Origin of the sequence: Leptolyngbya sp. FACHB-36 (assembly GCF_014695955.1) — a bacterium.
Classification (GTDB): domain Bacteria; phylum Cyanobacteriota; class Cyanobacteriia; order Leptolyngbyales; family Leptolyngbyaceae; genus FACHB-36.
The window spans coordinates 1-2,134 of record NZ_JACJPG010000652.1 but is presented as its reverse complement, the minus strand read 5'-3'; the positions used below and the strand labels follow the sequence as shown (position 1 = coordinate 2,134).

The following is a 2,134-nucleotide window of genomic DNA, read 5'->3' as shown; positions in this document are numbered from 1 at the left end:
TTGCTTAATGCGGGTGACAACGCCATCGTCCTCGGTGGCAATTCGCTGCTTTAACCACCTGACTCCGTAAGCGCAAGGCAGCCCTGCAACGGCATTCAAGTCTTTGATTGAAATGGGAACGCCAAAAAACAGCGGTAGCTCTGACGAATCACCTGCCAGCCGTTCGGTTTTAGCTCTGGCATCCGCGATCGCCTGTTCTGCGGCGATCGCCACATAGCTACCTAGCTGAGGATTCAACTGCTCAATCCGCCGCAGGTAAAGCTCAGTTAGCTCTAGCGGTGAGATGTCCTTACTGCGAATTAGCCGCGCTTGTTCCAGAGCAGGCATAAATGCCAAATCGACCGAGTTCATCGTCTTTATCCAAGGCAACTACTGCTGTGACTGTAGCGAAGACTGCCTAGTTTCTTCCTGAACTGCCTAAAGTTTTTAGAGTTTCCCAGGTTAGACGGGAATTTGTCAGGTTGGAATCTGAGGTCTTACTCACGCTGACTGCGATTATGCGTACCTGCGCGTGAAGAGCGGCGGCGTTGGTACCACTTCCGCTGCAACTTCGGTATACAGTGCTTCGAGCTGAGAAATGTTGTCGCTGAGGGTGTAGCGCTCCTCTACTCGTCGGCGGGCGTTCTGACCCAGCAGCTCTGTCCAGGCGGCGTGGTCCCGCAGCTGGGGCAGCAGCGTCTTTAACTGTGTCGCTACTCCCTGGGTCTTCAGGATTACCCCCGCTTCGTGCTCTAAAACTTCGCCGTCTGCTCCAGCATCAGTGGCAACGCAGGCAACCCCACACGCCATTGCCTCCAGCAGCGACAGGGAGAGACCTTCCACCAGCGAAGGGAGAATAAACACATCGCAGCCGCGCAAGATTTCGATGCGACGACGCTCGTTAGCAATGAAGCCAAACCAAATAATGCCGTGCTCTGGACCATAGAACGGAATCAGTGAGGCAGCCAGGGGACCATGATTCCCTACGATCGCAAGCTTCGCTGTCTCACCCATGCGCGATTGCTTCCAGGCTTTCAGCAGCGACTCCACGTTCTTTTCTGGAGAAATGCGTCCCTGATAAAGAAATACGCGATCGACGCCCAATTCCGCCTTTAAGCTGGATGGACCCGGCGAGTACTTGTCAATGTCTACTCCGTTGGGAATAACCGCTAAGCGGGAGGCAGGCACGCCAAGCTGAATCAGCACCTCACGCTGAAGATGTGAGAACACAATGACGCGATCGTACTTCGCCAGCGAGGGTGCATAAAGCTGGTACATCAGGTATTGCGTGCTGGATGTAAGGTTCCGCAGCTTGCGATCAAACGGTGGATGGAACGTTGCCACGAGCGGTAGATTCAATTCCTGGCAAATTTCGGGTAAGTAAAAATCTAGCGGTGAGAGCGTCAGTGAGGCATGGACCACATCGGGTCGCGGCACCAACGCCCGCAGCGCCTGCTCCAGCACTTTGCGCGATCGTAGCGACGGCAGCGTGTAAATCTGCGACTTGTAGAGAAACGGAATCGAAATTTCCTGAAAGTCGGGCCAGTTGTCAGGAGCGGCTTCTTCTTGGGCGAAGTGGAAAAAGCTAACCCTGTGGTCTCGGTCTAGCAACGCATTCGTGACTTCTCGACTGTAGGTGACATTGCCACAGAATGGCGATTTTTTTCCAAGCCACGCAATATGCATCCAGACCTCGCGAACATCAATATTTCCACGCCCAAACGGACTCCGCACGGTGCTGGAATCGATTTGGGATTAAGGTCAGCCTGCCAAAATCACGATAGAGCGATTAAGGCTCGATTGATCCTGTACGGGAAATATACCAGGTAAAGATACTCCCTGCTATGACCAACACTGCAAGACCTAGGAAGACGACATGCACACCCAGGAACGTTTCAGCAACTCCCGTTAGTGCCAGCGGCAGACTCAAGGCAATGTTAATGGCGTTATTCTGTAAGCCAAAGACCTTACCGCGCATTGCTTCTGGCGTTTCTTCCTGAATCGCCGTCTGCATCGGGATACCAATGATCGCGGCGCAGGCACCCAGAAGCGCAATCAGCACCAGTGCAGGCACCAGCCGTTCCGCAAAGATCGACAGTCCCAGCAGCGAGGATGCCATGCCGATCGAGCCGTACAGTCCGAGTCGTGCGTGAGA

General features: G+C 54.0%; 2 protein-coding genes and 1 pseudogene. All 3 read right to left on the bottom strand.

The genetic code is table 11. From position 1 onward, the window contains the following. Positions 1 to 351, bottom strand: a 351-nt coding sequence (locus H6F43_RS23270) for an amidase family protein (protein ID WP_242025799.1), incomplete at its 3' end; no start/stop codon positions are given. A 144-nt stretch (positions 352 to 495) separates the two neighbouring features. Beyond that, a complete protein-coding gene (locus H6F43_RS23265; RefSeq protein WP_190344815.1) occupies positions 496 to 1,665 on the bottom strand; it encodes a glycosyltransferase family 4 protein in 1,170 nt (389 codons plus the stop codon). Positions 1,666 to 1,768: 103 nt separating this feature from the next. Then, a pseudogene (locus tag H6F43_RS23260) lies at positions 1,769 to 2,134 on the bottom strand (arabinose efflux permease); the annotation flags it as partial.